Below are 19599 nucleotides of genomic sequence, written 5' to 3' on the forward strand. Positions count from 1 at the left end.
TCGACCTTCGTTGGGCCTGGGAAGGTCGATTTGCGACCCCTCACCGGCGGGATACCGGCGGATGCAGGGCGAGGGTGTCCCGGATCAGGCGCAGCAGCATCCGTCGGTCGGCGAGCTCGTCGGCGGCGATCTCGACGACGTGCCAGCCCAGAGCCGTGAGCCGGGCGACCCGGGTGCGGTCCTTGCGCCACCGATCCGGCTCGTTGCGATGGTAATCGCCCTGGTACTCGAAGATGACCCGGTGCGCGGGAAAGCAGAGGTCGGCCCGGGCGATGACCCGGCCGAACGCATCCGCGATCGGATGGTTGACCGCGAGGCCCAGGATGCCGGCGCGAACGATCGTCACGCGGATGACCGACTCGGGCGGCGACTCGGCACGGTCGTCCAGCAGTCCCAGCGCTTCCAGCAGGCGCGCTCGCCAGCGCCGGGCCGGGTGGCGGTCGGCGGCGGCCGCCAGGTCCGCGCGGCCGGCGAGCGGATGCCGGTGGTGGATGATGTAGTCCCCCGCGGCCACGAGGTCCTCGACGTCGAGGACGGCGGCGAGGTCGCACCACGTGCGCGCGGCCGTGGTCAGCCGAAGCCCCTGCCGCTCGCCAACGTCATCCGGGCCGAGTTGAAGCTTGTGGCCGATGGATCCGGCGGCCCGGCACGCGCGCATCGGCGCCGGCATGCCCACGTGGAGCTGCGGCGCCCGGGCCAGCCTCGGCGGGAGCGGGATGCCCAGGATCAGGGCGGCCGTGACCGTGCAGAAGAACGCGGCGTCCGGCATCCGCAGCTGGAGCGCCCCCGCCCGCTCGTAGACCGAGAGCGGGGAGTCGGGCGAGCGGATGCCGTGGAACGGACGGGCGAGGTCCGGGCCTCGCAGCCGACCCTCGCCGATACCCCGGGCGGCGGCCGTTCGGGTGGTGAATGAGCCGTCGCGGAGCTCTGGCGGGAGCGGAAGTCGGGAGGCCACGCGCCCAGAGTGCCGCATCCGGAGCCTCGGGGTCGGGGTTATCCACAGCCGCCGCCGGCGGCCGGCGCGTGAGGGGTCGCAAATCGACCTTCGTTGGCGCCGGGAAGGTCGATTTGCGACCCCTCACGAGAAAAAAGGGTCAGGACACCCGGGCGAGCGCGGGGGCTGGCGCGGGAGCGGGGGCGCGGAGGGCGGCCACGATCTCGAGGGAGCGGATGCGGCCGGCGAGCGTCGAGGCCTGGGAGCTGAGCATCAGCTCGTCCGCGCCGGTCGACTCGAGCAGCGCGGTCAGTTTGGCGTCCACCTCGGCCGGGGTGCCGACGGCCTGGCGCCGGTTCCGGGCCTCGATGAAGTCCCGCTCCGGCGGCGAGAACTCGTAGGCGAGCGCCTCGGCGATCGACACCGGCTCGGGCTTGTGGCCCTGGCGCATCCGGAGGAAGGTGAGCAGCCCGGGCAGCGACTCCCGGCGCACCACCTCGGGGTCGTCGTCGCTGACCAGGCCGACGGCGATCATCGTGTGCGGCGCGGTGAGGAAGCGGCTCGGCTCGAACCGCTCGCGGTAGATGGCGAGGGCGGCCTCCGTGTTCTCGCCGGCGAAGTGGTGGGCGAAGGCGAACGGCAGTCCGAGGGCTGCGGCGACCTGCGCGCTGAAGCCGCTCGAGCCGAGCAGCCACATCTGCGGGGCGTCGCCGAGCCCGGGGTAGGCGGTGATCGTGCGCATCGGGTTGGCCTCGTCCATGCCGCCGTGGAAGAAGCCGATCAGGTCCACGAGCTGCTGGGGGAAGTCGTCGACGCCGAGGCCCTCGGTGCTGCGGCGCAGGGCCATCGCGGTGGCGCCATCCGTGCCGGGCGCCCGGCCGATCCCGAGGTCGATCCGGTCGCCGTACAGGGCGCGCAGGGTGCCGAACTGTTCGGCCACGACGAGCGGGGCGTGGTTGGGCAGCATGACGCCGCCGGAGCCGACCCGGATGCGCTCGGTGCGGGCCGCGATGCCCGCGATCAGCACCGGCGGGGCGCTCGAGGCGATCGCCGGCATGTTGTGGTGCTCGGCGACCCAGAACCGGTCGTAGCCGAGGTTTTCCGCGGCCTGGGCGAGGCGGATGCTGCCGGCCACGGCCTCCGCGTTGGTTCCGCCGGCGGGGCGGGCGGCCAGGTCGAGCACGTTGATCGGTAGCGTTTTCATCCCTCGGTGCAACCGGGGGCCCGGCCGGTTGATTCCCGCCCGTGACCAAATCGAAACGCCCGTTCCACCCCCGCGGCCCTCCCCTCCCGGGGGTAGGACGGTAAACTCGCCTTTGGCCAAGGAGGTCCACACGATGAGAAAAAAACTGTTCTCTGCCGCTGTCTGCGGTTCCGCATTATTGCTCGCCATCACCGGGTGCAGCACCACGTCCGGCAACGGAACGAAGGATGACGGCGCGACCGGATCCGGCACCGGAGCGGATTGCGTCATCAAGTCCGCCGTGCCGATCTCCGCGGCCTTCAGCCTGACCGGAGCGGCAGCGCAGTACGGCGCGAGCCAGAAGAACGCGCTCGAACTCGCCGTCGAAGACCTGAACAAGGTCGGCGGGGTCACCTACGAGCTCACCGTCGAGGACGACGCGACCGACCCCAAGCAGGCCATCCAGGTGTTCGACACCCTGATCGCTTCCGGCGCCGCCGTCATCATCGGCCCGACGCTGTCGAACACGGCCAAGCAGACGAACCCGATCGCCCAGGACGCCAAGGTCCCCGTGCTCGGTGTGTCCAACACCGCTGCCGGCATCACGGAAATCGGCGACTACATCTTCCGTGACTCCCTGACCGAGGATGCCGTCATTCCGCAGACCATCAAGGCGGCCGTCGAGACCCTCGACGTGAAGAAGGTCGTCGTGATGTACAGCAACGACGACGCCTTCACCGAATCCGGCTACCAGGCCTTTGCCGCGGCTCTCAAGGACGAGGGCGTCGACATCGCCGACACGTTGACCTTCTCCAAGGCCGACACCGACTTCCGCGCCCTGCTGAACAAGGCCAAGAAGTCCAACGCCGACGCGATCGTCGTCTCCGGCCTGATCGACGCGGCCGTGCCGCTGGTCACCCAGGCGCGCGAAATCGGCATCGACACCCCGATCATCGGCGGCAACGGCTTCAACTCCCCCGCCCTGATCAAGGGCGCCGGAAAAGCCGCCGAGGGCGTCATCGTGGGTGCCGCGTGGAACTCGGCCTCCGACAACGAGCAGAACGTGAAGTTCATCGAGGACTACACCGCGAAGTTCGATGCCGCGCCCGACCAGTTCTCGGCGCAGGCGTATGCCGGGCTGCAGATTATCGACCACGCGGTTCGCGCCGAATGCTCGGCGGAGCGTGAGGCCATCAAGGCGGGGCTCGGTGACATCACCGACGTGCCCACCGTGCTGGGCGACGTGAGCCTGAACGAAAACCGCGACGCCGTGCACGACGCACTCGTGCAGGTGGTCAAGGACGGCAAGTTCGCCATCCTGGAGTAGCCTGACCCGCGCACCCCGCTCCGCCTCGCTCAGGTCGTGTGCCGCCCGGATTCCGGGCGGCACACGACCGATAACAGGGACGTCACCATGCAACTCTTTCTCGACGGGATCTTTCTCGGTTCGATCTATGCGCTGTTCGCCATCGGTTTCACGCTGGTGTTCGGCATCCTGGACCGGCTGAACCTGGCTCACGCCTCGGTCTTCACGGCCGGCGCGCTGGTGGGGATCGAGGTGGTGTCGCGGTTCGGGATTTCGATCTGGCTGGCCATCCCGCTGGTGCTCGTCCTGGGCGCCCTGCTGGGCGTCCTGATCGAACGGATCGCGTTCCGGCCGCTCGCCGGACGGCACGATGCGCACTTCGCGGGGCTGATCTCCTCGATCGCGTTCGGGGCGATCATCCTCTCGCTGCTCCAGGCGCTGTTCGGAGCGGACACCCGGCGCTTCCCGGCCGACGCGTTCCCGCAGGCCCGGTTTGAGATCCTCGGCGCCACCGTCTCCCTGCTGCAGGTGATCATCCTGGTCATCAGCGTGTCGCTGATGGTCGTGCTGACCTGGCTGGTCGCCAAATCCAAGCTGGGCCGGGGCATGCGCACGATCGCCGAGAACCCCCACGCCGCCGCCGTGCTGGGGCTGAACGTGGGCCGGATCAGCAGCACCACCTTCGCCATCTCCTCGGCGCTGGGCGCCGTGGCCGGTGTGCTGTTCACCCTCAACGTCAACGCTGCCCAGCTTGGAATCGGCCACGCGGTGGAGCTCAAGGCCCTGGCCGTGATCGTCGTCGGCGGGATGGGATCCCTGCCCGGTGCCCTGGTCGGCGGCCTGATCCTGGGCCTGTCCGAGGTGCTCGCGGTGAATTACATCGGCAGTTCCTGGCGGGACATGGTGGCGTTCGGGCTGCTGTTCCTGATCCTGATCCTGCGGCCCCAGGGCCTGTTCGGCGCACGCAAGACGCGGGAGGTCTGATCATGTTGGTGGAATACAGCTCACTGATCACGCTGATCGCGCTGACGGCCATCCTCGCCTTCAGCTTCTACGCCGTGCTGATCGCCGGCCAGCTCAGCCTGGCCCAGCTCGGGCTGGCGTCGCTCGCCGCCTTCACCTCCTCCCTCGTCGTGCCGGACGAGCCCCTGTTCGGGTTCATCCCGCCGCTGGCCGTCGGCATCGTCTTCGGCATGTGCGTGGGCATCCTCGCCGCGTTCATCCTCGGCCTGCCGGTGATCCGCCTGCGCGGCGTCTTCCTCGCCATCGCCACCCTCGCCTTCGGCGAAATGGTGCGGATCTTCCTGATCAACCAGACCTGGACGAACGGCGCCCAGGGTCTGGGCTTCCCCAAGCTCGTCGGCATCGAGATCGCCTGGATCGCCCTGATCGTGGTGGCCTACTGGTTCTGGCGCCTGTCCGGATCCCGGATGGGGCGGGCCTTCGCGGCCATTCGCGAAGACGAGCTGGCCGCCACCACCATGGGGATCAACGTGGCCAGGTACCGGATGGCGTCCTTCGTCATCGCGGGGGCCGTGGCCGGCCTCTACGGTGTGCTCCTGGCCTACTTCTCCCGGTTCGCCGACCCCAACGAGTTCTCCTTCACCGCGGCCGTGGACGGCCTGGTCACCGCGGTGGTCGGCGGGGTGACGCTGTTCGTCGGCCCGCTGCTGGGCTCCGTCTTCCTCTCCGTGCTCCCCGAGCTGCAGCGCCTGCTCGGCATCAACGCCGGCTGGATCCGCCCCACCATCTCCGGGGTGCTGCTCCTGGTCGTGATCCTCTTCCTGCCCGGAGGCCTCTCCGGCCTCATCCCCCGGCGCAAGTCCGCCAAACGCCTGGTCGCCGACCCGGCCCTGCGGCCCGACCTGCCCGCCCTCCCCGCGCCCGGCACGGAACTGGTGAGCCTGCAGGGCATCGGCAAGTCCTACGGCGGGGTGCACGCCGTGCGCTCCGTCGACCTCAGCGTGCAGGCCGGGGAGGTCCTCGGTCTGATCGGTCCCAACGGCGCCGGCAAGACCACGCTGGTGAACATGGTCACCGGGCTGACTCCCCCGAGCACCGGCACCGGGGTCGTGCTCGGCACGGCCCTGACCGCCGGCACCAAGGCTCACCGCCTGGCCCGGTCGGGAGTGGCCCGCACGTTCCAGCAGATCAAGCTCTTCAACCGGCTCTCGGCCCTGGAGAACGTGCTCGTCGGCGGCTACCGGATCACCCACGACACGCTGCTGCGCCGCCTGCTGTTCCTGCCGTCGGCCAGGCGGTTCGAGCGGGAGGCCGTGGCGATGGCATCCGCCCAGCTGATCCGGGTGGGGCTCGGCGACAAGGCGGCCAACGCCGCCGGAGACCTGTCCTACGGCGACCAGCGCCGGCTGGAGATCGCCCGCGCACTGGCCTCGCATCCGTCGCTGCTGGTGCTCGATGAGCCGGCGGCCGGCATGAACCACGTCGAGGCCGGACGCCTGTCTGAACTGATCAGGTCGCTGGCCGCCGACGGCATCGCCGTGCTGGTGATCGAGCACAATGTGCGGATGATGCTGGCCACCTGCGACCGGATCATGGTGCTGAACTTCGGCGAGGTCATCGCCTCGGGCAAGCCCGCCGACATCGCCCGCGACCCCAAGGTGCTGGAGGCGTACCTCGGGTCGGCCGGCAATGATGCCGACGTGGAAGCGGCATCCGTTCTCGCCGCAGAGAACCTGGCCGAGGTCGCCGTCGAACTGGCCAGGGAACACGAACAGGGTCCGGATGCCGTGATCGGCGACGACGCCGAACCGAACGGCGCGGCCGAACCGGAGGACAAACGATGAGCGACCCGATCCTGAGCGTGGAGGGCCTGCAGGTCAACTACGGGCGAGTGGAGGCGGTGCGCAACGTGTCCTTCGAGGTGGCGACCGGCGCGCTGGTCACCCTCGTGGGCGCCAACGGCGCCGGCAAGACCTCCATTCTCAATGCCGTTTCCGGGCTCATCCGCCCACGCCACGGTGTGATCAAGTTCAAGGGCCAGGACATCACCAAATGGCCGGCGCACCGGCTGGTGAAGGCCGGGCTGGTGCAGGTGCCCGAGGGGCGGGAGATCCTCGGCACGCTGACCGTGGCCGAGAACCTGAGCCTCGGCGGCTGGCACCGCGGCAGCACCCTGAACGCGAATGTGGCCCGCGTCTACGACCGCTTCCCGGTGCTCTTCGAACGACGCAGGCTCCACGCGGGGGCCCTCTCCGGCGGCGAGCAGCAGATGCTCTCGATCGCGCGGGCGCTCATCGCCGAGCCCGAGATCCTGCTGCTCGACGAACCGTCGATGGGACTCGCGCCAAAAATCGTGGATGAGGTCTTCTCCGTGATCGAGGAGATTCGGAGCACCGGAACCACGGTGGTCCTGGTCGAGCAGAACGCGCGGCGGGCCCTCGCGGCGGCGGACTTCGGTTACGTGCTGGAGACCGGGGAGATCACTCACTCGGGTCCCGCCCACGAACTACTCGCCGACGAGAAGGTGATCGAGGCGTACCTGGGCCTCGACTAGCGAGCAGCCTCCGAGCGATCCCGGACCCGTGACCACTATGGCGCCGGCGACGGTTCTGCTAGTGTGCCGTCGACGGTGATGCGGCGATGCTGCGGCACCGGAACGGGAGCAGCCCGCCCGCGGCGGTGGAGGTGACGGAGTGAGCGGTGTTGACACGGTGCAGCGCAGCGCGCTTCACCGCAGGACGCTGTTCCTGACCTTCTCCTACCTGATCGCGCTCGCGCTGATCGCATTCTGGCCCAGCCGGGTCGACCGCGACGCCGGGGACCTGCTCGGCTCCGTCGTCGGCTGGCTCCATTGGCACGGGGCGCCCCGCTGGATGCACTACGACGTCATCGAATTCGGGGCGAACATCGCGCTGTTCGTGCCGGTGGGGCTCTTCGTGGTGATTCTGGCCGGTGCCAGCCGCTGGTGGCTCGGGCTGGTCGTCGGGTTCACCGCCAGTTGTGTGATCGAACTCGGTCAGCTCGCCTTCGTGCCCGCCCGATTCGCGACGGTGAACGACGTGGTCGCGAACACGGCCGGCGCCACCGCCGGGGCGGCCGCCGCCGTGCTGCTGCTGCTGGCCCTCGGCGTGCCCGCCGACCGCCGGCTGTAGCCGGGCGCCCTCCGGGCCGCCGCTACTCGGCGCTCTCGCACCGGATCCGTGGCCAACTCAGGAGAATCCGCGCGCGGGCCATGCAGGTCCGCGTGTTTCCGGGCCGCCGACGAACCGCGCCGCCGGTTCTCCTGAGTTAGCCACCGCGCGAGCCTGACCTTGCCCGGCTGGCCTCGGGGAGACTGCCGCTACGGACTCGTGAGGAGGCCCCGGAGCTGCACGGCGGTGGGGTTGGCGGGGTCGAGCGAGAGCGCCCGGTCGGTCTCCGCCACGGCGCCGGAGATGTCCCCGAGCAGGTAGCGCACGACGGCGTTCTGCACGGCAACCGCGGAATCCTTCGGGGTGAGTTCCACCAGGGCCTCGAGCGTCTGTCCGGCCGCGGAGGTATCCCCCGAGTTGAGCTGGCCGACGGCGAGCGCCCGCTCGGTGGAGACGGTCCCGGGCAGGGCCTGGCGGGAACGCTCTGCCCACGAGACGGCGATCGGCGCGGCGCCTTCCAGCCCGCCGTCGGCGGCGGCGGCGGCGGCGGCGGCGAACGACTGCGCCGCGATGCCCCGGAGGTCGGCGTCCCACGGCCGCAGCGCACCGGCGCGCTCGAACGCCGCCTCGGCCGCGGGGAGGTTGCCCTGTGCGGCCGCGGCGACTCCGGTGGCCAACGGCACCTCGGCGCTGAGCGCGACCACGAGCCACAGCACCCACGCGGCCAGGGTCACCGTGCGGGCGCCGGACCACAGCGACCGGGTCACCCCCAGCCGCAACCGCAGCCCGCCGTCCGGAACCTGCGCGAGCAGGGTGCCGGCGAGCACCGCGGCCACGATGGTCGTCGACGGCGCGGTGAAATGGGTCAGCAGCGCGACGCCGTATCCGGCGAGTCCGGCCAGGGCCGCGGCGAGCACGTCGGCCCGCGCGTGGCCCACTCCCCCGCGTGCGGCGGCGCGCCAGGCGCGCACACCGCAGGCGACGACGGCCGCGGCGATTCCGAGCACCACGACCAGCAGCGGGATGCCGCCGGCCAGGGCGACCTGCAACACCAGGTTGTGCGGGGAATCCAGAGTGCTCCCGGCGACGGACTCGGCCGCGTTGGCGTTGAGGAACCCGTTGACGCCGACGCCGAACGGATGCGCGCCGAGCACGGCCAGGCTGTCCTGCCAGAACCCGAACCGGCCCTCGAGCGACTGGGTCGACAGCGGGCTGGCGCCCAGCAGGCGGTCCCGCGTGAACGGCACGGCCAGGGCGCCACCCAGCAGCACCAGGGCGCCGGCAGCCGCGATGCCGAGGCTGCGCAGGGCGGGGCCGCGCGCGCCGCGCACTATCTCGAGCACGAGTAGGACGAGCAGGGCGATGCCGGCGGCGAGAAGGCCCGCTCGGGAGGCCGAGAGCACGACGGCGGTGGCCGCCAGCGCGAGCCCGGCGCTCAGCCAGAGCCGCTCCGGCAGGGACAGGTCGGCCACGCCCGCGCGGGCGGGCCGCGTCCAGGCGCGCAGCACGCGCAGGGCCAGCACGGCCAGGAACAGGGCGCCCAGGATGCCCTGGTCGGTGGCGTTGCCGGTGAGCGAACCGGCCGGGCGAGATCCGTGGCAAACGGCCGCGCGCCGAGCGCCTCGAGCACCGAGACGGCCCCGAGCGCGATCGCCGCGGTCGCTGCGGCGCGCAGCAGGGTGCGCACCCTCGCGGCGGGCACGCCGGGGCCGAGCAGCCGCGCGCCCGCCCACAGGGCGCCGAAGTACACCGGCAGGGTGACCAGACCCTCATAGCGCGGCCACCGTCCCCACAGCTGGGCGGCCGGCGCTGCGGAGAGCAGCACCCCAAGAAGCGCGAGGGCCGCGGCAGACGCGGCGGCGATCACGAACCAGCGCGGCAGGCGTCCCCGGGAGACGGCGACGGAGGCCAGGGCAACGGCAATCGCGGCCAGCACATCCTTCGGTAGCACCTAGCGCACGAACGCGTCGGGGAGCAGAACGATCGACGCGAGCACGAGCATCCAGACCGCTGACGCCGCCGTGCGCTGCCGCAGGGGCGAGGCAGCGGGTTCGCGGGGTGCCGTGCGGGTCGGCGTCCAGCCCGCCGGGCGCGCGGGGCCGCGGGGTGGTTTCACCACGCGGCGGCCTGTGGTGTCGTCGAGGGCCGCCGTTTTCGTGCGTTGTGCGGTGCTAATGGAACGTCGTCTCCGTCAGTTGGGGCAGGCGGCCAGGTGGGGCAATCGGCGCGTCAGGATCAGGGAACCAGTGCGGTCGCGGCGGAGTACTTCGTCACCGAGGTGTACCCGGCCTTGGTGCCGACCACGCGCACCTTCATCGTGTCAGCCCGGTCGGCCGCAACGAGAGTGTATGTCTTCGCCGTGGCCCCCGTGATCGCGACACCCGAGCGGTACCACTGGTAACCGAGCGTCACCGCAGCCGGCCCCCCCACCCTATTGGCCGGGGCGCCGGCTCCGAGGGGGGTTTGCGCCCTCGCGCGCACCCAGACATGGGCCCCCAGAAATGAGGGCACTCCGCAGCGCCAGAGGGCGAAACCGGCGCGGAGAGCTGATACTAAGGGAATGGCCAACACGCGCGTCCGTCGAACGCTCGCGCGCGGGCGGCGCACCGTGCGGCACCACACCCAATCGGTGAGGTCGCGGATCGTGGTGTCGATCCTGGCCGTGGCCGCCCTGGGCCTCGCGGCGTCCGGGGTCGCGGCCTACCTCGTGCAGCGGGAGGGCGTCGTCGCCAGCATCGACGCGCGGCTCCTGCGCACGGTCCCCGACCTGAAGGCGATCGCCTCCGGCGCGACCACCGGCGGCGACCCGACCACCGGCACCGGCACCGATTCCGCGGGCGGCACCGGCGCGCTCGCCACCACGGGCGCCGCCGCGTCCACGCCGCTGACCAGCGTGGATGCCATCCTGCGAGTGGCCATGAAGCAGGTCATCCCGGCCGCGAACGAGAGCGTCCTCGGCCTGATCGACGGCAAGCCGGCACTGGTCCCGGCGGCGAACCTGCCCTTCCGGATGGACGAGGACGCCGCGTTCGTCGCGCGGATCCTGGCCGAGGCCGACCCGACCCAGGTGGTGATCGGCACGGCCACGGGCACGGAGCAGACACTCCGCTACCTGATCGTTCCGGTCAGCGCAGCCGGAGACCCGAGCTCGGGCCTCTACGTGGCCGCGTTCGATCTCGACGCCGAGCTCGGCCTGGTCGCCGAGTCCTTCCAGACCTTCGTGCGCGTGGCCCTGGCCGCCCTGATCGTCGTCGGGCTGGTCGCCTGGGTCGTTGCCGGCCGGCTGCTGCGCCCGATCCGGCTGCTGCGGGATGCCGCCGCGGGCAGCACCAACGCCGCCGACCTCACCGAGCGCATCCCGGTGACCGGCCACGACGACGTGTCCGAGCTGGCCACGGCCATCAACGGCATGTTCGACCGCCTGCAGGCCTCCTCGCTGAGCCAGCGCCGGCTGCTGGATGACATCGGCCACGAACTCAAGACGCCGATCACGATCATCCGCGGCCACCTCGAACTGCTCGACATCGCGAATGTGGGAGAGGTCAGGGCCACCCGGGAACTCGCCATCGATGAACTCGACCGGATGTCCACGCTCGTGTCAGAGATCTCCCTGCTCGCGTCGTCGTCCGGGCCGAACTTCGTCGAACTCGCCGAGGTCGACATCGAGTCGCTGACCGCCTTCGTGGGCGCGAAGGCATCCGCGCTCGATCCGGCGCGCACATGGCGCACCGAGTCGGCCAACGTGCTCGCGCAGATCGACTCCCGCCGGATCACCCAGGCCTGGCTGCAACTCGCCGACAACGCCGTCAAGTATTCGACCCCGGGGACCCCGATCACCATCCTCGGCGAGGTCGCCGAGACCCCGGCCGGACCGTGTCTCAACCTGTCGGTGCAGGATGCCGGGCCCGGCATCGCCGTCGACGCCCAGGAGCAGATCTTCGAGCGCTTCCGCCGGCTCGAATCGAGTCGGGGCGTCTACGGCTCCGGGCTCGGGCTGTCGATCGTGTCCGCGATCGCGGAGGCCCACGGCGGCTCCGTGCTGCTGCGGAGCGCCCCGGGGACGGGATCCGTCTTCACCATCAGCATTCCCCTCGTCGCCGAGGCGACCATCCCCGAGGCCCTCGTGGGCGCGGAAGCATAAGGAGCACCAGGTGACCAGGATTCTCATTGCCGAGGACGAGTCGCGCATTGCATCGTTCGTGGAGAAGGGGCTGCGCGCGGCCGGCTTCTCGGTGACGATCGCCGACGACGGCCGGGCCGCCGTCGCCGAGGCCGAGACCGGGCAGTACGACCTCCTGGTGCTCGACGTCGGCCTGCCCGGCCTCGACGGCTTCGACATCCTCGAAACGCTGCGCGGCCAGGGCAACCGGATCGCCGTCATCATGCTCACGGCCCGGGACTCGGCCGCCGACACCCTGCGCGGGCTCGAAGGCGGAGCCAACGACTACATGTCCAAGCCGTTCCGCTTTGACGAGCTGCTGGCCCGGGTGCGGCTTCGGCTGAGGGATGCCCGCCCGGACACCGCCGGCACCCTGGCGTCCGGTGATCTCGAACTCGACCTGAAGACCCGGCGGATCCGTGTGGCCGGGCGCCCCGTTGACCTTTCCGCGCGCGAATTCGGCCTGGCCGAGGAGTTCATTCGGCACCCCGAGCAGGTGCTCAGCCGAGAACAGCTGCTCAGCCGGGTGTGGGGCCTCGACTACGACCCGGGCTCGAACGTGGTTGAGGTGTATGTGCGCTACCTGCGCGCCAAGATCGGCGCCGACCGGATCGAGACCGTTCGCGGCATGGGTTACCGCCTGAAATAGAAATGGCCGGGGAGCGTTCAACCCGATGGACGCTCCCCGGCTCTGGCTACTGTCGGCGCGGTGCGCCGGCAGAGTGTGTGTGGCTAGTCGTCCGACTCGTCTGAATCGTGCGAGTCACCGGAGTCCTCTGCGTCCTCGGAGTCTTCTGCGTCCTTCGAGTCCTCTGCGTCCTCTGAGTGGGTCATTCGTCTTCGCGCTCGGCCTCGTCGGCGTCGTCCGACTCGTGGTCGACCTCGACCGCGTCGTCCGGCTCGACGGCCTCGACGGAACCGGAGGAGTCGGATTCCTGCTCGTTCTCGTCGGCGTCATCGCCGTCGTCGTCCGAGGACGAGTGCTTTGTGCCGGCGCCTTTGGCTGCGTCCTCGGCGTCCTTGGCTGCGTCTTTGGCTGCGTCCCTGGCGCTCTTGGCAGAGTCGCGGGCCTCGTCCCTGGCGTCCTTGGCCGCATCGCGGGCTTCGTCGCCGGCCGCGTCGTCATCCGCGCCGGATGCGCCGTCCTCCGGCGTATCGGTGGACTCCGTCGTCCAGCCGAACAGTCCGTGGGCGTTCGGGTTCGCGTGCTCGAGGGCGTTCTCGGAGGCGGGCCCGACGCCGCTCACGGGCATGACCTGGCCCGGGGCATCCACGGTCGTCAGGGATGCGGTCGTCGCATACGCGCCGCCGGTGGCGAGCGCCACTCCGAGCAGGCTCGCGGCCCCGGTCATGAACAGCTTCGTTGATTTCTTCATCGTGATGCGCTCCCGTTTCTTCCCGAACCCGATCGGGTCATTGGGGCAACTCTGGCGACGGGAGATGAGGCCGCCCGGAGAGCGGGATGAGAGATTTCTCATCCTCGAGGCGGGCCTCGGCCGCCGGCCCGGTCGCCGCACCCGGGAGACGAATATAACCCGGCCTGTCTCGAGGCGCCAGAGGCGTTTACCCCGGCACTATGGGCGCGGCTTAGACTGGTGCCGGAAAATACTCGACGGCACGGGCACCCTTGAACCCGGCCGGGCTCGGGCGGTCGGAAGGCAATCGGTGGGGAAATTCATGCGCTGGGCGCTGGTGCCTGTCATGACGGCCTGGGCCGCGCGAACGGGCGCGAGCCTCGGGCATGTGCCCCGGCCAACGGATGCTCCGCAGGCGCGTTCCGCGGGCGTCGATAGCGACCGTGTGCTCGTCTTCGGCAGCGGTCCGGCGGTCGGGTGGGGGGTGCTCAGCCACGATCTCGCCCTGCCGGGTTCCCTCGCCCGGGCACTGTCGGCCCGCACCGGGCGCGGGGTCGACGTCGAGGCCCTCTTCAGCCCCCAGACGACCGCACGTTCGGCGGCGGCGGACCTCGACGACCGCGAGCTGGGCCGCTACGACGCCATCGTCGTGACCCTCGGCGGCAATGACGCTCTCACCCTTACCTCGGTGCGGGCGTGGCGCCGCGAACTGTCCGCGTTCCTGAGGCTGCTCGTGCGCACCTCGGGGCGCAGCACGCAGGTCTTCATGCTGGGCGTGCAGCCCATTCGATCCGTGCCCGGGTTCGGCGGGCCGTTCGGCACCATCGCCGACCGGCACGCGGCGGTGCTCAACGAGGCGACGGCAGTGATGTGCCGGGCGCTTCCGCGCACGACATTCGTTCCGTTGACGGCTCGGCCCGGCGTCGCAGCAGACCGGTTCCGCACGGCAGAGGACTACCGCCACTGGGCGGGGATCCTGGCCGCGACCATGGCCGGCCCGCTCGACGCCGAGCATGCCAGGGGCGCACGCCCCGCAGCGGACAGCGCGGGCGCCGACCGCGACCGGTGAGCGCTCCGGCCAGCGCCCCGGTAAGCGCCCCGGCGACCGCTCCGGCGACCGCTCCGGCCGGCGCTGGACGCCGGCCCGGGAACCATGCGGCCCACGCCCAGCCCGGTCGGATTACCCTCGATATATGAGCAGGATTGCGGAGCGCTGGCGGTCGCACCTCCTCACGACTTTTTCCGGCAACGCCGAGGGCCGCCCGCACTGGGTCGGTCCGATCGAAGAGGGCGACGACGCCGGCTACTTCGGCCCGGGTTCGGCGGCCTGGGCCGTGCACGGCGGGATGGCGACGATGGTCGCCGGCATCCGTGCCCTGCTCATGCAGACCCTGCACCCGGGCGCGATGGCCGGCGTGCACGACTGGTCGCGGTACCGTGAGGACCCGCTCGGGCGGCTCGGCCGCACCATCCAATGGCTGATCACGGTGACCTTCGCCGACACGAAACTGGCGGGGCTCGAGTCCTCGCGGGTGGCGCGCTTCCACGACCGGGTCGCGGGCACCTACCTCGACGCGCGAGGTGTCGAACGGCCATATGCGGCGGGCGACCCTGAGCTGCTGTCCTGGGTGCATGTGGTGTTCACCGACGCGTTCCTCGCCTGCGAGCAGTTGTGGGGCGGCGACATCCCCGGCGGCGCGGATGCCTACGTGCGCGAATGGGCGATCGCCGGCGAGCTGGTGGGCGTGCCCACCCCGCCGCGCTCGAAGCGGGAGCTGCGGGCGCAACTGGCCGCCTTCTCGGAGGCCGGGACGCTCAAGAGCGACGAGCGAGTGGCCGAGGCGGTGCGCTTCATCCGAAATCCGCCGCTGCGGCGCTCGATGATGCCGGCCTACCGGGTGATGTTCGCCGGCGCGGTCGCGTCGCTGCCGGAGGAGTACCGCCGGATGCTCGGGCTCCGGCGGTCGAGGCTGCCCGCCGTGTGGGCGACGGGCGTGGTGCTCGGGGCGGTGCGGATGCTGCTCGGCAGCCGCTCGACCTCGGAGGATGCCGCGCGGAAGCGGATCGCCCGCCTCCAGACCCGCCGAGATTGACACTTGCGGTCGAGCTGCCCCCGCGCACCAGGCAACCTCGACCGGAACAGGCGAACTCGGCGCATCCCCCCGCTGCGCCGGAAGGGAACCGAGGCGGCGAAAACGCCACACGAGGGCGCGATCGAGGCGTTTTTGGGTTGCGTCCCCGTGAGTGGTGTGGTTTCCCGCTCGTGAGCGTTGCTCCGGCAACGTGAAGAGCCACCGTGCGTGGGACGGCGTCCACCTCCGCGTAGCGATCAATAGGTTCCTTATTATCAAGGCTCCCCATTTGGACAACCAGGATGACGACGAATTGACCGAAACCGACACCGATTCTCTGGACGAGTATTACGCCATCTCAAACGGCACCGACCGGTGCGAGGCTGCCGGGCTCCGTGACGACGCCCCGACACACCATGCTCGCGCCCCTGACCCGACCGTCCCCCGGGAGACCAATGCGCCTATTGCAGGATTTGCAGAATAGAGCTCCAGCAAGAACGTCCACGGATTCACCCCCCACCTACGGCTGGTAGCCGCCGGCGCCCGCGTTGTGGCCCGGTGGGTTTCCGCTGATGAGCGTTCTCTCTTGTGAGCTGTTCACCATCGGGGTCGAGGCACGCAGGCGGCCTTGCGATCGTCAGCGGTCGCGAACTGGTCATCCGGTTTCTGCTTGGCGGGGTTGACCCCGGCGCCGTCACTCGTCTTCGCTGGGCTTCCTTTCGGCGACGTTTTCGGCAACTGCTGGCAGGTCTGCCTGTTCCATGTTTTCGATGTGAGTCAGGGACGGGTACGGACCTACTTCGGTTTCGCCCTCCACTGACATATCGCCAACCGGGCTGTCCACGGCCGGCTTGCCTGGCTTCGCGGACTGGGACGTCCCGCTTTCATCAGATACTGGTGTCGCCATCTCTTCGCTCATGGTGGACCTCCGCACGTCGTTTCGCGAACGCTTCGCTGCTGGTGAGAATATGCCTGCGGTCAGCGCGCGTCCAGTGCACGATTCAACCGTTGCCGCGGCGGGTGTGGGCATTGCGATCTGGACTGATGGTCCTGGCAATTCTGCGACTGGCACAACAGGAACGCGGATTTCAGCTCGGTCCTATCGAGCACCTGTGAGCCCAAACAGCAGCCGCAGGAACCAGGACCAGCCTTGCATCGTGGCTTCGGCGGGGTTCAGACGCCTGTTACGCGCCTCGGCGACCCGACATCGAGCGCACCAAGAACGCAATCACCGCTATCACCAGAAGGATCACACCCACCCACAATAGGAAGTTCAGGGACTGCACAAATCCTCCCGTCAGCAAGAGGACGATCGCGATGATAGCCACGACGATGAGCAGCATGTTCATGGTGTTCCTTTCCGTTGTTCCCGGAAGGTCCGGACAATCGAGTACCGGGTGCGTTCGCTATTTCTTGAACACGTCTTTCACCTGTTCGCCGGCCTGCTTCAGACTCGCCTTGGCCTGGTCGGTCTTGCCTTCAGCCTCGAGCGACTTGTCCCCCGCGATCTTGCCCGCGCTCTCCTTGAGCTTTCCCGCGGCCTTCTCAGCCGCGTTCTTGATCTTGTCAGCCTCACTCATAGTTTCCACCTCTCATCAGTCGAAGACAGTGAGGCCGCGCCGAATGATCGAATCTTCAGCGTTCTGGGCGAGCCCCTTTCCGGCGACGATACCCTCGCGTTAGGGTTGCAACAATGGGGCTGGACACCGGCTCCCGCTTCATCCACCGGCAATTCCGGGGAGCTGAAGAGGCCCTACGCCCGCGCGTTGGCGCCGGAGATGGTCGCGACGGCCCGCGCGCAACGCTGGGAACCGATCGAGGTCATCAAGGCCCTCTTCGTCGAGGAGGTCGCCGGTCGATCCCGGTCCATGCTCGCTACCCGTCGGAAGGCCGCCGGCTTCCCGACCGGGAAGACGTTCGACACTTGGGACGAGTCCGCGTCCTCGATCCCGGTGCCGACGCAGCACGTCCTGCGGACCCTGGAATGGATCGGTCGGAAGGAGAACGTCGTCGTTTGCGGGCCGAGCGGCACAGGGAAGACGTTCTTCCTCGAGGCCCTCGGCCAGCAAGTCGTGGAGGCCGGGATGCGCGTTGCGTGGTTCCGCCTCGAGGACCCAGGCGCGCTGGTCCGCGCGCACCGCTCCGACGACTCCGTCGGCCGCGTGGTCGCCCGGATCCTCCGCGCCGATTTGATCGTGGTCGATGACATCGGGCTGCTCGAAGTGGGTGCCGACGCGGCGGAAGGGCTCTATCGGCTCGTTGACGCCGCCTACGAGAAACGCTCCATCGCCGTGTCGTCGAACCTGCACCCGGCCGGCTTCGACGCCCTGATGCCCTGATGCCCTGATGCCCAAGAGGTGGATTCAACCGGTCGTCGCAACACCTCGATTATGGAGGTATCGGATGGGTCGGCCAGCGGGATGGATGAAGGAGCTGACGGGCAGGTCGCCAATGAAGTCGCCGGGTGCTCCGTCGCTTCGTCGGGAGGTTGAGCGGAAGTTCTGGGGTCAGATAGCAGAAGGGCTAACAAGCGAGAACGCTGCGACTGCGGTCGGCGTGTCGCAGGCGGCTGGTAGCCGCTGGTTCCGGGAGCGTGGCGGTGTGCCGCCTTTTGAGCTGCCCAGGTAACCAAAGCGGTGGCCCGTCTTTGAAGACGGGCCACCGGCGGTTGTTGCCCAAGAAAGGTTCCTGGGTGTGTGCCTTATTCCAGGACGCCGCAGGCGGCCGGGTCCGTCGCTTCTGCAGGCAGGTTCGGGTCCAGTTCGCTTGCACCTCGGCTGAAGTCATAAGAGCCGTTGCCGTTGTAGTCGATGCCGTGGATCACGACGACGCCTTCGCCTTCCCGGATGGAATCTGCGATCTCTTTGGCCGTTCCGGTTCCGTTGGGGCCCGGGTAGCCCGTTCCCGCCACCTTGGTGATGCGGATGTTATCGCGGCTGTAGTGGTAACTGCCATCCGCAGACACCGGGAAACGGGTCACGTCCAGGAAGCTGGCGGGAGTCGTGTCGCCCGTCGTAGTCAGCGACACGACGACCGGTCCGTACGCCGGAATCCCTTCCACGGTGTTTAGGCGGCCATCACGGTTGCTGTCCAGTGCCAGGGTGGGGCACTCATTCAGCGCTTGGTTGCCGTAGTGGATGTGCTGCGCGTGCGGAGCGTCTGGTGTTAGCCCGGAAGCGTGCACTTCTATGTGCTTGATCTTCTGGTTGCGAACTACCGCGGTAGCGGTGCCGGATGCCCCCGAGTTGTTTAGCTCCGTGAGATTGGCGGTCAGCGTTACCGTTTTGTCGGCACCTGTGGGTTGATCACTGTGCGCTTGAGCTGCGCCGGATCCGAGTGCAGCCGCAGCGAGTAACGCAACGGTCGAGGCTCCGAAAATCCCCATGGAATATCGTTTCACGATTGTCTCCTTGGTTAGCGGCCAACGAGGAGGTCCCGTTGGTCGTGGGTAGTTCGTAACAAACACTAATGAGGTTTGGTCATTTTAGGGAATTTTAGTGCTTTCCCGCCCACGGAGTCGGAGCAATGCTCGTTTGACGCCGAACCCCCTTGGAACTGGGCCATCCGCTCGCGCACAGCCATTGATACCGCGCACAAGAAGACACTCATTGAGTGTTGACAATCGCGGACGATCGGCGGTCGGCCGTTGTCCAGGAGGGCAACTCTAGCTGTCGCCTGGCCAACCTCCATACAGTCGGGATCGGCGAGAAACACCCTGTGATCACCATCTCCGTCCGGCGCAGGTCACGTCCCGCACGGTGTTGAGAAACTCCACAGAGATACTGGATGTGGCTCTGGTGCGGGGTGACTCAAAACTCCACCGACACCTTTCGAGGTTGTCTTTGAGTGGATCTGTCCACCGCACCAGAGCTGCTAATGCCGCTTGATCGGGGCGACATGACTTGATAGGAGCCTGGCCACCAGTCTCACCTCTGTGCTGTCTGCCTTCCCGACCAACGGCGATATCCCTTCAACGAAGAATCGGGAACGAAGTCATGACAGTTGCAGTTCTTGAACCGCCACAAATCGCCATCGCGGTCCCGGCGTCAAACATTATCTTCGCCGGGGTCGATACCCACAAAGACACCCATCATGTCGCCATCGTCGACGGCCTCGGACGGCCGATCGCCGATCGGGAGTTCCTTGCCGTGGGCAGTGGGTACCGCCAAATCATCGGCTTCCTCCACGCGCACGGCATCGTCGAAGCCGTCGGCGTCGAAGGCACCGGCTCCTACGGCGCGGAACTTACCCGTGTCCTGGCGGGAGCCGGCATGCGCGTGCTCGAGGTCTGCCGCGCCAACCGTGCCGAGCGTCGGCTGCGTGGCAAATCCGATCCCCTTGACGCACGCCAAGCAGCACTGTCCGTCGTCGCCGGGCGAGGGCTAGCGGGTCACGTCCCGCTGAGTGGTGGAGTTTCTCAACACCGTGCGGGTCAGTTGTTCTAGTTTAGGCGGCGGCGAGTTCGGGGAGGATCACCGCCTCATCGATGACCTCGA

Annotated in this window: 23 protein-coding genes and 1 pseudogene; 13 read left to right on the forward strand and 11 right to left on the reverse strand. The window is 69.0% G+C overall.

Translation table 11 applies throughout. From position 1 onward, the window contains the following. Positions 1-40: 40 nt before the first annotated feature. Both E3T54_RS05310 and E3T54_RS05315 read right to left on the reverse strand, forming a co-directional pair. Positions 41-955 carry a hypothetical protein gene (locus E3T54_RS05310; protein ID WP_134474868.1) on the reverse strand — a complete coding sequence of 305 codons (915 nt, stop codon included), beginning with the start codon at positions 953-955 and terminating at the stop codon, positions 41-43. Positions 956-1094: 139 nt separating this feature from the next. Beyond that, positions 1095-2138 (reverse strand): LLM class flavin-dependent oxidoreductase, encoded by a 1044-nt coding sequence (locus E3T54_RS05315; protein ID WP_134474869.1) that lies wholly within the window; start codon positions 2136-2138, stop codon positions 1095-1097. Between the two features lie 133 nt (positions 2139-2271). On the opposite strand from E3T54_RS05315, the gene E3T54_RS05320 reads away from it, so the two are divergent. The 5 genes from E3T54_RS05320 to E3T54_RS05340 all read left to right on the forward strand — a co-directional run bounded on the left by E3T54_RS05320 (position 2272) and on the right by E3T54_RS05340 (position 7538). Beyond that, positions 2272-3444, forward strand: coding sequence for an ABC transporter substrate-binding protein (locus E3T54_RS05320; RefSeq protein ID WP_134474870.1), 1173 nt, complete (start codon positions 2272-2274; stop codon positions 3442-3444). Between the two features lie 87 nt (positions 3445-3531). Further along, on the forward strand, positions 3532-4407 hold the full coding sequence (locus tag E3T54_RS05325; RefSeq protein ID WP_092322927.1) for a branched-chain amino acid ABC transporter permease: 876 nt from the start codon (positions 3532-3534) through the stop codon (positions 4405-4407). Between the two features lie 2 nt (positions 4408-4409). Then, a complete protein-coding gene (locus E3T54_RS05330) occupies positions 4410-6230 on the forward strand; it encodes an ATP-binding cassette domain-containing protein (protein WP_134474871.1) in 1821 nt (606 codons plus the stop codon). Then, positions 6227-6940, forward strand: coding sequence for an ABC transporter ATP-binding protein (locus E3T54_RS05335; protein WP_092322924.1), 714 nt, complete (start codon positions 6227-6229; stop codon positions 6938-6940). The genes E3T54_RS05330 and E3T54_RS05335 overlap by 4 nt, the downstream gene beginning before the upstream one ends. Before the next feature lie 139 nt (positions 6941-7079). Further along, positions 7080-7538 carry a VanZ family protein gene (locus E3T54_RS05340; RefSeq protein ID WP_134474872.1) on the forward strand — a complete coding sequence of 153 codons (459 nt, stop codon included), beginning with the start codon at positions 7080-7082 and terminating at the stop codon, positions 7536-7538. A gap of 188 nt (positions 7539-7726) precedes the next feature. Here the strand turns inward: E3T54_RS05340 and E3T54_RS05345 are convergent, their stop codons facing one another. From E3T54_RS05345 to E3T54_RS16695, 4 genes are all read right to left on the reverse strand, one after another. After that, positions 7727-9040, reverse strand: a complete 1314-nt coding sequence (locus tag E3T54_RS05345) for an O-antigen ligase family protein (protein WP_166804834.1) — start codon at positions 9038-9040, stop codon at positions 7727-7729. Then, the gene (locus tag E3T54_RS16685) at positions 8953-9453 is read right to left on the reverse strand and encodes a hypothetical protein (protein ID WP_166804835.1); all 501 of its coding nucleotides are present in this window, start codon (positions 9451-9453) and stop codon (positions 8953-8955) included. Before E3T54_RS16685 ends, E3T54_RS05345 begins: the two co-directional genes overlap by 88 nt. 15 nt (positions 9454-9468) lie before the next feature. Then, a complete protein-coding gene (locus E3T54_RS16690) occupies positions 9469-9636 on the reverse strand; it encodes a hypothetical protein (protein ID WP_166804836.1) in 168 nt (55 codons plus the stop codon). A gap of 116 nt (positions 9637-9752) precedes the next feature. Next, entirely contained in the window at positions 9753-9929 is a 177-nt protein-coding gene (locus E3T54_RS16695; protein WP_166804832.1) for a hypothetical protein, read from the reverse strand. Positions 9930-10077: 148 nt separating this feature from the next. Between E3T54_RS16695 and E3T54_RS05350 the strand changes: the two genes are divergently transcribed. Both E3T54_RS05350 and E3T54_RS05355 read left to right on the forward strand, forming a co-directional pair. Beyond that, a complete protein-coding gene (locus E3T54_RS05350; RefSeq protein WP_134474874.1) occupies positions 10078-11658 on the forward strand; it encodes a cell wall metabolism sensor histidine kinase WalK in 1581 nt (526 codons plus the stop codon). 10 nt (positions 11659-11668) lie between these two features. Further along, entirely contained in the window at positions 11669-12325 is a 657-nt protein-coding gene (locus E3T54_RS05355) for a response regulator transcription factor (protein WP_134474875.1), read from the forward strand. A gap of 181 nt (positions 12326-12506) precedes the next feature. Here E3T54_RS05355 and E3T54_RS05360 read toward each other — a convergent pair whose 3' ends face one another. Next, complete coding sequence (locus E3T54_RS05360) at positions 12507-13052, reverse strand: hypothetical protein (protein ID WP_166804837.1); 546 nt, start codon at positions 13050-13052, stop codon at positions 12507-12509. Between the two features lie 325 nt (positions 13053-13377). Between E3T54_RS05360 and E3T54_RS16700 the strand changes: the two genes are divergently transcribed. From E3T54_RS16700 to E3T54_RS05375, 3 genes are all read left to right on the forward strand, one after another. After that, complete coding sequence (locus E3T54_RS16700; protein WP_166804838.1) at positions 13378-14100, forward strand: SGNH/GDSL hydrolase family protein; 723 nt, start codon at positions 13378-13380, stop codon at positions 14098-14100. 124 nt (positions 14101-14224) lie between these two features. Beyond that, positions 14225-15124, forward strand: a complete 900-nt coding sequence (locus tag E3T54_RS05370) for an oxygenase MpaB family protein (RefSeq protein WP_134474878.1) — start codon at positions 14225-14227, stop codon at positions 15122-15124. A 268-nt stretch (positions 15125-15392) separates the two neighbouring features. Continuing rightward, the gene (locus tag E3T54_RS05375; protein WP_134474879.1) at positions 15393-15587 is read left to right on the forward strand and encodes a hypothetical protein; all 195 of its coding nucleotides are present in this window, start codon (positions 15393-15395) and stop codon (positions 15585-15587) included. Positions 15588-15797: 210 nt separating this feature from the next. Here the strand turns inward: E3T54_RS05375 and E3T54_RS05380 are convergent, their stop codons facing one another. From E3T54_RS05380 to E3T54_RS05385, 3 genes are all read right to left on the reverse strand, one after another. Next, positions 15798-16022: a hypothetical protein gene (locus E3T54_RS05380; RefSeq protein WP_134474880.1), complete on the reverse strand. Its 225-nt coding sequence runs from the start codon at positions 16020-16022 to the stop codon at positions 15798-15800. A gap of 265 nt (positions 16023-16287) precedes the next feature. After that, positions 16288-16452: a DUF2207 domain-containing protein gene (locus tag E3T54_RS16705; RefSeq protein WP_166790493.1), complete on the reverse strand. Its 165-nt coding sequence runs from the start codon at positions 16450-16452 to the stop codon at positions 16288-16290. 57 nt (positions 16453-16509) lie between these two features. Further along, positions 16510-16683 (reverse strand): CsbD family protein, encoded by a 174-nt coding sequence (locus E3T54_RS05385; RefSeq protein ID WP_134474881.1) that lies wholly within the window; start codon positions 16681-16683, stop codon positions 16510-16512. A 198-nt stretch (positions 16684-16881) separates the two neighbouring features. Here E3T54_RS05385 and E3T54_RS05390 point away from each other — a divergent pair, with 198 nt between their 5' ends. Next, positions 16882-17442 carry an ATP-binding protein gene (locus tag E3T54_RS05390; RefSeq protein ID WP_134474882.1) on the forward strand — a complete coding sequence of 187 codons (561 nt, stop codon included), beginning with the start codon at positions 16882-16884 and terminating at the stop codon, positions 17440-17442. Positions 17443-17527: 85 nt separating this feature from the next. Continuing rightward, positions 17528-17716 (forward strand): annotated as a pseudogene (locus tag E3T54_RS17240) (IS30 family transposase); the annotation flags it as partial. Between the two features lie 88 nt (positions 17717-17804). On the opposite strand, the gene E3T54_RS05400 reads toward E3T54_RS17240, so the two are convergent. Then, positions 17805-18503 carry a CHRD domain-containing protein gene (locus tag E3T54_RS05400; RefSeq protein WP_134474883.1) on the reverse strand — a complete coding sequence of 233 codons (699 nt, stop codon included), beginning with the start codon at positions 18501-18503 and terminating at the stop codon, positions 17805-17807. 595 nt (positions 18504-19098) lie between these two features. On the opposite strand from E3T54_RS05400, the gene E3T54_RS05405 reads away from it, so the two are divergent. Further along, the gene (locus E3T54_RS05405; RefSeq protein ID WP_241977071.1) at positions 19099-19548 is read left to right on the forward strand and encodes a transposase; all 450 of its coding nucleotides are present in this window, start codon (positions 19099-19101) and stop codon (positions 19546-19548) included. The last annotated feature ends 51 nt before the right edge of the window (positions 19549-19599 follow it).

This window comes from Cryobacterium sp. Sr8 (assembly GCF_004403225.1).
In the GTDB taxonomy this organism is placed as follows: domain Bacteria; phylum Actinomycetota; class Actinomycetes; order Actinomycetales; family Microbacteriaceae; genus Cryobacterium; species Cryobacterium psychrotolerans.

Bases quoted from the DNA above. Each gene is read 5' to 3' on its own strand.
- E3T54_RS05405 (WP_241977071.1), top strand. From the start codon at position 19,099: ATGACAGTTGCAGTTCTTGAACCGCCACAAATCGCCATCGCGGTCCCG.
- E3T54_RS05390 (WP_134474882.1), top strand. From the start codon at position 16,882: ATGGTCGCGACGGCCCGCGCGCAACGCTGGGAACCGATCGAGGTCATC.
- E3T54_RS05370 (WP_134474878.1), top strand. From the start codon at position 14,225: ATGAGCAGGATTGCGGAGCGCTGGCGGTCGCACCTCCTCACGACTTTT.
- E3T54_RS16705 (WP_166790493.1), bottom strand. From the start codon at position 16,452: ATGAACATGCTGCTCATCGTCGTGGCTATCATCGCGATCGTCCTCTTG.
- E3T54_RS05330 (WP_134474871.1), top strand. From the start codon at position 4,410: ATGTTGGTGGAATACAGCTCACTGATCACGCTGATCGCGCTGACGGCC.
- E3T54_RS05325 (WP_092322927.1), top strand. From the start codon at position 3,532: ATGCAACTCTTTCTCGACGGGATCTTTCTCGGTTCGATCTATGCGCTG.
- E3T54_RS05315 (WP_134474869.1), bottom strand. From the start codon at position 2,138: ATGAAAACGCTACCGATCAACGTGCTCGACCTGGCCGCCCGCCCCGCC.
- E3T54_RS05385 (WP_134474881.1), bottom strand. From the start codon at position 16,683: ATGAGTGAGGCTGACAAGATCAAGAACGCGGCTGAGAAGGCCGCGGGA.
- E3T54_RS05335 (WP_092322924.1), top strand. From the start codon at position 6,227: ATGAGCGACCCGATCCTGAGCGTGGAGGGCCTGCAGGTCAACTACGGG.
- E3T54_RS16700 (WP_166804838.1), top strand. From the start codon at position 13,378: ATGACGGCCTGGGCCGCGCGAACGGGCGCGAGCCTCGGGCATGTGCCC.
- E3T54_RS05350 (WP_134474874.1), top strand. From the start codon at position 10,078: ATGGCCAACACGCGCGTCCGTCGAACGCTCGCGCGCGGGCGGCGCACC.
- E3T54_RS05360 (WP_166804837.1), bottom strand. From the start codon at position 13,052: ATGAAGAAATCAACGAAGCTGTTCATGACCGGGGCCGCGAGCCTGCTC.
- E3T54_RS05320 (WP_134474870.1), top strand. From the start codon at position 2,272: ATGAGAAAAAAACTGTTCTCTGCCGCTGTCTGCGGTTCCGCATTATTG.
- E3T54_RS05380 (WP_134474880.1), bottom strand. From the start codon at position 16,022: ATGAGCGAAGAGATGGCGACACCAGTATCTGATGAAAGCGGGACGTCC.